The following is an 8,857-nucleotide window of genomic DNA, read 5'->3' on the forward strand; positions in this document are numbered from 1 at the left end:
TAGATTTTCTAAAGATTATTCCATTTTTGCCGTTGACAAGAGTATGCTGTGTGAAAAATCTTCAAGATTGTTACAATTAAAAATACAGTATATACCTCTGTGCGCCCAAGGCGTGATATCTATTCGTAAATGTGCTAAACAGATTGGCATTACGCCGCAATCGGTATGCCGGTTAAAAAAGCGGTACCAGCAGTATGGGGATGCTATTTTCATACATGGGGACACCGGTCGCACACCTAAAAACAGAAAATACAACTCTGCCGATATAGCCGCTTTCTACAATAATAAATTTTCTCGTGCGCCGTTTGCCGTTGTCGCAGAGTATTATCCGGGAGGTGTTTCCTATTCTACTTTGTATAATGCACTAACGGCATCTAATATCGTCTCCCCGCGTGCACGTATTCCTGTACGTGAAAAGAAAAAGCACCTACCAAGAAAGGAACGGCCGCATGAAGGAGAATTGTTACAGATGGATGCTTCGCGGCATGAATGGCTGATAGGTCAACCGCAAGTAGTGCTACATGGCGGCATAGACGATGCAACGCATAAATTGGCAGGATTATATCTGTGTGTCAGCGAGAGTCTGATGGGATATATAGAAATATTACAACAAACCCGTAAACGATTTGGCGGAATGCCACAGGCAGCCTATACCGATAAGGCGCCTTTCCTGTATAACATCAAACATTCAACGGAAAAGGTATCTACTCAAGAACAAGCAAAAGAAATCCGCGAGGGAAATTCACAATGGCAGCAAATATGCAGAATGCTGAACATAGAATTAATTATTGCGTTATCACCGCAGGCAAAAGGGCGTATTGAACGTCTTTGGCAAACCCTACAGGGGCGGCTTCCTTTTATTTTCCGCTTTCTAGGTATTGATACAATTGAAAAAGCAAACGAATACCTTGCTCACTATGTAGATGAATTTAATAAGCGCTTCGCCGTCCCTGCGCAAGAGGAGGAGCTTTATTGGCGGCCGGTACCTACCGGACAAGATTTGGAATACCTGCTTTCCGTACGGACTGAAAAGCGGACAAAATCCGATGGAACCTTTATTTATCACGGTTATACATTTCAGCTTGACGCACCGCGTAAGTGCTGCGTAAGATTTGTGCTTGCATTGAATGTTCGGTACGGAATACGGGCGTATATAAATAAAGCATATTATCCGGTTAAATTGTGTGAACCGATTAGCGATGTGTATGGAGATCCGATGCCAAAAATAGAGAAAGAATTGATATACAGTTACTTTTATACGGATTTGCATAGCGGCTGTATCACCCTATCAGGATAAAGCCTGCGTATTAGTTCTGCATCAGTACACTATTTTTAAATATAAGAGACGCCCCCACAGCAGCCGTCAAGGACTATTTGACAACTGCCGTTTTAAGTTCAGCCGCTAGGGAGGGCGTAAAAAACTCAATTTACCCTTTATAAACCATTTAACCCCTATAGCTATAATGATCATACTTATTATGCTTGAAAGAATAATAATCGTAACCATCCGCCGGTGGAGCGTGTCTTTTTGTTCGTCAATTAGGGCTTGCTTTTTCGCTATTGTTTCGGACGTATCTTTCACGTATTTGTTGTAAGATTCCGTCAAAGATGTCAAGCTCTCCCGCTCCGTCTGTAATTGACTGTTTAAGGTGCTCGCTGTGCTCTCGGCCCGCTGTAATTTCTCGGTTAAGCTCTTCGCTTTTTTCTCTTGCGCTTTCAAGCGCTCCGTTAAGTTGCTCGCCTGTAACAGCAGATTCTGTCTGCTTATCGCCAATCTCTGCGATATGCTCTCTAACTGTGTAAGCTCCGTCTCCGTCACCGTATACAGCCGCTCTTGTGCAACAGCTGGAAAGAGCAAGCAACAAAAAACAGATACTACAAACAATAAAAACATTCTTTTCATTCATTTACCGCTCCTTTTTGTTTTTCTTCCCATTGTTTTCGTACTTCAATACAGCAACGACATTCAATGGCATCTTGAAAATCCATAAAAGGCTGAGAAAGATGCATTAGAATAAATTCTATAAGAGTAATCGGGAAGAAAATCAAAGCTATCATATTTTTAAATCCCCATAATAAAAATAAGAATATTCGTTTTTGTTTGTTCTCTTTGACTTTCCAATATTCATCACGATAAAAAGAATCAAGTTTATCTTCAAAACAAATAAAGGGTATTAAACTAAATTCTAAAATGAGTCCTGCTATTGTGAATGGAAAAAAGATATAAAAAATCAGTTGATTTAATGTTTGTAATAACAATAATTTCATTTATACACCCTATTCCTTCATAAGTTCAAAGTGCGGGTTATCCCATCCCTTGCCCCAGACCTGCCCGTATCCGCCTGCGCACCAGTCAAGCCCGTATTCTTCACCGATAGTGCCGATTTCTTTCCAGACTTGCTCCGGTGCATTCCACCAGACGCGGCCGTCTTTTATCGGCGCAATATCAACGGCGTTTCCGCCAAAATGCCTCGACTGCGTCGTCTTTGTTACAATGCGCTTATTTTCCGCTTCCGTTAAAAGGTACAACCCCGCTTTTTTACGCAAGGCGTTCACCTCTTCAAGCGGCTTGCGCCCTTGTGCATAATAAGCAAGTTGCGTATCGACTGTCCTGTCCGTTTCAAGCACGATAACCTCTATACCGCGCTTTTTCAGTTCGGCTAAAAAAGCGCGTGTCCGCTTCGCCAGCTCCGGCTGCAGTCGATCAATATCCCGTATCGCTCCCATCGTTAAACCTCCTCAATTTTTTTAGCTTCCAGTTTATGGAGTACCTCAAGCAGTTGTTCTGCTTGCTTCATTTTCTTTTCTTTCTTCTCTCTGCAAAAATCGACGCGGATAGCATCGCCGAGCTTTTCAAAAAGCGGCAGATAAGATTCGTACATCATCGCCTTACTCTTTACTTCACGAAGATAAATCGCTGCGGCCCTGCGGGTAAACTCCTTCGCAATCGCGTATGTTTTGCTTTTTTCTATCGATTCAGGCGGGTTGACTGCGCATTGACCGGCGCTGTGTATTTCGCGCTGTAAGTGGCTGTAAAGCTCATCGCTTAATTGTTCGATATAGCCGATAACAGTTAGGACGGTTAGGTCTTCAAATCCGTTTTTGTACAACCGTTTGCGCAAAATCGCCTCCGCCCGGTACATACAGCAGGAAAGGCGGCTAATACCGGTTAAAAGGTAGGATATGTCCGGCAGAATATCTTCTGCCCGCTCCTTGCGAAGCAACTCTATACGCTCGCAGGCGTCTTTCATCAGGTACATCAGCCCGATTGTGTCTACAGTCTGCTTTTTATTCCCGACCGGTACTTCTACCGTTTGCCCAAAAAGAGAAAATTTTCCGCCCTTCTTCATCATGAGAATAAAGGCTAATACGATAACACCGACTATAATCAATTCGCTATGTGGCAATGTTTCTACTGTCATGGTAGTAAGTATAAAAAGTTGCAAGCAGGATGTTATATAAGTTGTAAAAAAAAAATGCTTGCGTGGAGCAGAAATGTTTTAAATTATAAGAAAATTCACCCGTTATTGCTTTTTTCATGCTGCTTATAGTATACTAATCGCACACTTAAAGGGGTTTATTATGAAAAAGATTGCTTTTTTATTGCTGCTGGTCTTGACGCTGGCGGGGTGCGGAAAAAAAACAGCAATCTTTATTGTCGATAACCAATCTGATTGGAGAGTAGTCGTATCTATCACAAATGTAAAAGAATTTGGTAAAAAAGTTGATAAATCGTTGTATACAATATTTAAACGTAACGATCCTTATAGTAACTCCGCACATTCAAACCGAGTTGTTTTTGAAGTCTATGAGGGCAGTGTCTGCGAATTGATTAGCGTGAATGGGGCTAAAATAAAAACACAGACAAACAGTATGCTTGTTCTTGAGAACAGCCTGCCTATGAATGTATTAGTTGTAAACAAAACAGGTAGAAACATCCTTCTTAAAAACGATGCTTGTATAAGAAATAATTTAGAAGATTATTTTTATTGTGGCGATCGTGAAACAAGAGACCCTGTAACAAATAAGATCATAACGCTACCGCGGTATTATTATGTGCCTTTGTTCACCACTCAATCAATAACTACTCAAAATACAATCATAAATCCTGTTCCTATTCAGTTTTTTGCATGGCAATTATCACAGATAACTGATATAACCGATCAAAAAACATCAGATGCCATCAATCGACTTGCCTCAGAAACTATTAAAATAACCGATAATTGGAAGCTATTAAAAACCTATTGGAAAAAAACAGGTGATAAGTTATATCTTTTTTTAACTAACTAATTTTTAAAAACTCACCATCTTTCCATATAATATTTGGTGCAGATGGTTTTGTTTTCGGTATGTTTTCAAATTTCATAACAGAAGTTATTTTGTACGGATCATCATCATACAATACTATAGCAGGTGGATTCTTTTCTTCGATTATTTTATCATATTCAAAAATTTCTCCAGGTGTTACATTTTCTCCGATATAACCTACCGCAGATTCATAATAACCTCCCCCAGAAGTTTTATAAATTCTTTTATCAGAATGAAATTTTTCTGCTGCTGTATTGTTATACAGTAGCGAGCCATAGAAACCATCTAATTTTGTTCCATCTGGTGGGTAAGAAATATACGCTGGATGCCTTATTTGTAAATAAGTATATGTTTTATCTTTTCCAAAAAATGTTATAAGATATTTATCTTTCGGTATGCTGAATTTATACCAAAAGCCTCTAGAACTTCGTCCAAAGAATAAATGTACAAAACACCAGTAATCAACATTTGCATCATCAACTTTTTGTATTGTTATTTTATGTATAAAATCTTTGTCTAAGTAGCCGTATGCAGTTTTTGAAATACTTCCGTAACGATTAAAAATATCTTTACAGGATTCTCCTACAGAATTTGTATATAAAACATTCCCTATATCTTTATGCTGTACAAAATTAAAAAATATTTTTTTTGCAAGCTGGAGTGTTCCATCGGGTGTAACTCTAAGCATCTCCTCTCCCTTATTATTTATCTTCAAGCCATTCGTTTCATCAAACCATGCTTCAAAGTCTGTATTAGAGTTCGGATCGCTGTCGATGCGGAGCCGCTGCACGATAAGTTGCCGTAAAAATGCTTGCTCTGTTGCAAGCTGTTTAATAAACGCCTCTTGCGCTATTAGCTTATCGATAAACGCTTGCTGCGCTACCAGCACCTTCGCAAACAATGCCCCGAAGTGTCCGGTATTCTGCATCAGTTCCGGTATCTCGCAGATATGATACAGCGCCGCCTGATACTGTTCGGTGTAGTTGTATTCCGGCTCAAGGTTAATCCACATACTCCCCGTCCAGCGGTAACACACCCCGACTTTCCAACCGCCGACTGTTTTAGCCATCAATACCCAGTCGCCGGGATTGGCATCCTGTGCCCCCAGCCTTTCGCCTTTGGTAATAACCACCGTTCGGGTAGTCGGTACCGTTTCGGTAACACCGAGGTATTTAGGGGTAGCCGATTGTACAATTTTTTCAAGCTGTTTTACCTGCGTGCCCTTGCTTACTAAATAAAAGAGTCCGTTTATCTCCCCTTGCTTCAGTACGGTTTTATATACTCGTACCTCATCGAATGTCGCATGAGTGCGCCCCCCTCCGATGGTAAAGCCGTTGGTCATATCTACCGGTTTATCCCCTGCCGATAGGCTATACACCTGCTTTGCATTCTTATACACTGTAAACAGCCCATTTTTTGTAAAAGTGAAACCCCAGTGCGTTTGTTGCTGGTCGTCTTTAATATCCGTAATCGCCTTAAAGCCGTTTATAACAACGGTTAAAAGGTCGGTCATATTGTCGAAAAAGATTTGGATATTCTTAAAACTAAAAATGCCGCGTGGAGTATCAGATTCTACAATGCCATCCCATTGCCGCCAAAGAGAAACCGATAGTTCATTGCGGTCTCCTTCAAGGGCTATTTTACCGACTCCCGCCGGAAGATAACACGCATTACCGGAAGCCCCCGGCACTATTTGTGCATCTTCCGTTAAAATCATATTTTGCCCGCCGGGTACGTAGTTTATTGCTTCCATGACAGATACTCCTTTTTTATACCTTCGGGTAGCGCTGTTTTATTTCTGCTATCTTTGCAAGCCATTCTGACCTATCTATGTCTCCGCGCATTACCTGCATACCCAGCGGATCCGCTTCTTGTCGATAGGCGGCTTCTCGCTGACGGTCAATGTATGCGTTATATTCTTCCTTGCTGATAAGCCCTGCATCGTACTGTTCTTTTTCAGTCTTTTTGACGACGTAAGCACCCTCGACCTTTTCATCGGCCTTGAGCTGAATAAGACCGGCTGCAACCTTTTCGGCTTCGCTCATATCTTCAAAGTCTGTACCGGCTTCATTGAGTTTTTTACCTTCGGGCAGTTGGATTAGGTTTTCTTCTACAAGTTGTTTTAAACTCTTCTTTTTGCCGGTAATTAAATCTTCATACATTCTAACATCATCACCAATGTTAGCTTGAATGTTAGGGGCGTAGATATAAGTTATACCTTCCTTTTCAACTTTAGGTTTTGCCCCTATTACTCGTCTTAAAATAATATTGTCTTTAATTTCCAAACGCTCTACAAATTCCATTGTATAGTCTCCTATTATTCGTCTTTTACCAACGCCCAGATTGTAAAGGTTAAGTTGCGTGAGCGGTTTTCTTCGGCTGTTTTTAGATTTGGATCTTTTGATGTGTCAAAAATAATTTGCTTGGTATTATCATACCGCGACACTGTCACACCTGTGGCAGTGTCATTTGTTCTATGGTTATCGCTTGCTTGAAAAACACCAGAACAGCCGGTATAATCAAAACTCTCATATCCCCCTTGTCCTTTTTTAAAACTCCCCTTTATATTCCTGACAGCATCCTCTTGCTCATCATCTTGAAAGATATAATCGCCATTCCTGATTTGTTCTATCGTCAATTTTTTAGAGCTAAAAGCCTTAGCATTTCGCCCTTTCGCTCTAAAAAAGTTACCGTCATAGTTGACCTCGTACCAACTATAGCCCTCAAAATGAAGGGCAGTATCTTCCAGCGGGCTTTTCATCCCCGGCCGTTGGATATAACCGTTTTGAAAGATTTTGATCAGCGTTTCATTGATTGCCGTATTAATTTTCGCCTTAACGGTTGTGTCTGCGGCCGCTTCGAATTGTTCCTGAACGGTCTTTTGTATTTTATCGTTGATTTGCTGATTGGCAAGCGTCAACTTTGTTTCTATGGTATTTTCTGCGGCAGTTATAAGAGAAGCAAGTTCCTGCTTCTTTGTTTCTGCCGCTTGTTTGAGCGTAGTGTCCGCTTCTATTGCACTATTGTGTAAGGCAATCTTAGCTGTTTCTATCGCTTTTTCTAATTTGTTTTTCTGTGCGGCAAGCTCGGAAGCGATATACTCTTTAGCATCCTGCTTAACTTGAGCAATAACCGTATTGCCTATTGCAGCGATTGCCGCCTCTTTTGCCTTAGTGATAAAATTATTATAAGCGGCGGTTAAATCTTCTAACGCCTTGCCTAACGCTTCATTTGTATATGCCATAGTTTATACCCCTTGTACTGCTTTTAAAAATACTTTTGTTTCAAGCATCTGCCCTGTAAGCTTCGGGCGGAGCGGCCAACCGGTAACCGGATCGATACCGGTATTAAATACACGCTTTACATACGCAGTAAATTCAGGAAACACATCAGGACTAAAGGGAAGTCCGTTTGCTTCTAAAAAACCGTGCTTATACGCTCCGTCATAAAATATTTTTACTTCCCCGATGGGGCTATCGAATTGCTGAATAGCAGAGAGGGCGCCGGTTTTGTGCACCTTCTGAATATCTTTATTCCCTTCGGTAATAATAAAATCAGTATCTTCAATAAAATCGACCGCATCTATATTTTGTAATGTGCCGCCTGTACCTTTTTCACCTTTAAAGTGCCAGATATTTCCTTTAAAATCGACAACCGCATAACATCCCGCGCCGTATGTTTCTTCTCTAATATGTTGTGTAATGGTACGGGTATGCGCTACATCGGTTTTGATAGTAACGGTATAATTACCGGTGAGGGTATAAATGATCTGATATTGTTTTGCACCGTTACCGTTTTGACTATCAAAAAATACGCGCAAGGTAAAATCATTGTGTAAAGTGCCCGATAAAATAATGACATTGTTAAGCGCTTCGGCAAATGTCATTGTAATTGCTTGTTTACCGGTACAATCGTATTCAATGATACGGCTTTGCCATGCTGTATAGGAAGGATTAACTTGTGGCAGTGCTTGAGGTGTTTCATCAAAGCAGGTATGTACTAATGCACTTCCGTCTAAAGGAAATGACATATCGGCGGGCTTTCCGTCTTGAGCAATCTGCAATAACGCCCGGGAGGAATAGTAGGCAGCAAAGACGGCGTTAAACGTAGTACGTTCTATCTCTAAAGCGGTTTGCATGGAATCAAATACTTTTAACTCGCGGTAGATATAGTGGTACAGCTTTTGAAACGCTTCCTTATATTTTTCAATATCGACCGTTCGCTTTTTTGCTGCTTCCGCTTTTGCAAGGATGATCGGGTATTCGGTTTCAATAATGGTCAGTTCTTTTTTCAGCATCTGTTTTTCATTCGCGGTAATAACACCATCGGCCGAAATACTTTGATAAAGCTTTTCCATGTCCGCGATGATACGAGATTGTACGCCGTCTTGCGTCTGTAAATGCGTATGGATGGTGGTAAGTTCATCGCTTTTCATCCCGCCTAAAACATTCAAAGAACCGACGGTCATCGCCTTATTACTTTTATCTTCCGCCTGTAGATTCATTGCATACCCCTTATCGATTACGCATTACTCATTACAAATTAGCCA

Annotated in this window: 10 protein-coding genes; 2 read left to right on the forward strand and 8 right to left on the reverse strand. The window is 40.9% G+C overall.

What is annotated here, in order from left to right:
- The first annotated feature begins 112 nt into the window (after positions 1–112).
- On the forward strand, positions 113–1,297 hold the full coding sequence (locus E4N65_RS01250; RefSeq protein ID WP_253673678.1) for an ISNCY family transposase: 1,185 nt from the start codon (positions 113–115) through the stop codon (positions 1,295–1,297).
- 105 nt (positions 1,298–1,402) lie between these two features.
- On the opposite strand, the gene E4N65_RS01255 is transcribed toward E4N65_RS01250, so the two are convergent.
- From E4N65_RS01255 to E4N65_RS01270, 4 genes are read right to left on the reverse strand one after another with little or no spacing between them, the layout of a single operon-like run.
- Positions 1,403–1,903 carry a hypothetical protein gene (locus E4N65_RS01255; protein WP_253673679.1) on the reverse strand — a complete coding sequence of 167 codons (501 nt, stop codon included), beginning with the start codon at positions 1,901–1,903 and terminating at the stop codon, positions 1,403–1,405.
- Positions 1,900–2,268: a hypothetical protein gene (locus tag E4N65_RS01260; RefSeq protein WP_253673680.1), complete on the reverse strand. Its 369-nt coding sequence runs from the start codon at positions 2,266–2,268 to the stop codon at positions 1,900–1,902. The genes E4N65_RS01255 and E4N65_RS01260 overlap by 4 nt, the downstream gene beginning before the upstream one ends.
- A gap of 9 nt (positions 2,269–2,277) precedes the next feature.
- Positions 2,278–2,727 (reverse strand): M15 family metallopeptidase, encoded by a 450-nt coding sequence (locus tag E4N65_RS01265; protein ID WP_253673681.1) that lies wholly within the window; start codon positions 2,725–2,727, stop codon positions 2,278–2,280.
- 2 nt (positions 2,728–2,729) lie between these two features.
- Complete coding sequence (locus tag E4N65_RS01270) at positions 2,730–3,422, reverse strand: hypothetical protein (protein ID WP_253673682.1); 693 nt, start codon at positions 3,420–3,422, stop codon at positions 2,730–2,732.
- Between the two features lie 160 nt (positions 3,423–3,582).
- Here E4N65_RS01270 and E4N65_RS01275 point away from each other — a divergent pair, with 160 nt between their 5' ends.
- Complete coding sequence (locus E4N65_RS01275) at positions 3,583–4,290, forward strand: hypothetical protein (protein WP_253673684.1); 708 nt, start codon at positions 3,583–3,585, stop codon at positions 4,288–4,290.
- Here the strand turns inward: E4N65_RS01275 and E4N65_RS01280 are convergent.
- From E4N65_RS01280 to E4N65_RS01295, 4 genes are read right to left on the reverse strand one after another with little or no spacing between them, the layout of a single operon-like run.
- Positions 4,283–6,061, reverse strand: a complete 1,779-nt coding sequence (locus E4N65_RS01280) for a LamG domain-containing protein (RefSeq protein ID WP_253673685.1) — start codon at positions 6,059–6,061, stop codon at positions 4,283–4,285. The two genes, E4N65_RS01275 and E4N65_RS01280, sit on opposite strands and share 8 nt — an antisense overlap.
- A 16-nt stretch (positions 6,062–6,077) precedes the next feature.
- Positions 6,078–6,611, reverse strand: coding sequence for a hypothetical protein (locus E4N65_RS01285; RefSeq protein ID WP_253673686.1), 534 nt, complete (start codon positions 6,609–6,611; stop codon positions 6,078–6,080).
- A 14-nt stretch (positions 6,612–6,625) separates the two neighbouring features.
- Positions 6,626–7,552, reverse strand: a complete 927-nt coding sequence (locus tag E4N65_RS01290; RefSeq protein WP_253673687.1) for a hypothetical protein — start codon at positions 7,550–7,552, stop codon at positions 6,626–6,628.
- A 3-nt stretch (positions 7,553–7,555) separates the two neighbouring features.
- Positions 7,556–8,812 (reverse strand): phage tail protein, encoded by a 1,257-nt coding sequence (locus E4N65_RS01295; RefSeq protein ID WP_253673688.1) that lies wholly within the window; start codon positions 8,810–8,812, stop codon positions 7,556–7,558.
- Positions 8,813–8,857: the final 45 nt, after the last annotated feature.

The organism is Treponema sp. OMZ 855, assembly GCF_024181145.1.
GTDB lineage: Bacteria > Spirochaetota > Spirochaetia > Treponematales > Treponemataceae > Treponema.

Bases quoted from the DNA above. Each gene is read 5' to 3' on its own strand.
- E4N65_RS01255 (WP_253673679.1), bottom strand. From the start codon at position 1,903: ATGAAAAGAATGTTTTTATTGTTTGTAGTATCTGTTTTTTGTTGCTTG.
- E4N65_RS01260 (WP_253673680.1), bottom strand. From the start codon at position 2,268: ATGAAATTATTGTTATTACAAACATTAAATCAACTGATTTTTTATATC.
- E4N65_RS01265 (WP_253673681.1), bottom strand. From the start codon at position 2,727: ATGGGAGCGATACGGGATATTGATCGACTGCAGCCGGAGCTGGCGAAG.
- E4N65_RS01270 (WP_253673682.1), bottom strand. From the start codon at position 3,422: ATGACAGTAGAAACATTGCCACATAGCGAATTGATTATAGTCGGTGTT.
- E4N65_RS01275 (WP_253673684.1), top strand. From the start codon at position 3,583: ATGAAAAAGATTGCTTTTTTATTGCTGCTGGTCTTGACGCTGGCGGGG.
- E4N65_RS01280 (WP_253673685.1), bottom strand. From the start codon at position 6,061: ATGGAAGCAATAAACTACGTACCCGGCGGGCAAAATATGATTTTAACG.
- E4N65_RS01285 (WP_253673686.1), bottom strand. From the start codon at position 6,611: ATGGAATTTGTAGAGCGTTTGGAAATTAAAGACAATATTATTTTAAGA.
- E4N65_RS01290 (WP_253673687.1), bottom strand. From the start codon at position 7,552: ATGGCATATACAAATGAAGCGTTAGGCAAGGCGTTAGAAGATTTAACC.
- E4N65_RS01295 (WP_253673688.1), bottom strand. From the start codon at position 8,812: ATGAATCTACAGGCGGAAGATAAAAGTAATAAGGCGATGACCGTCGGT.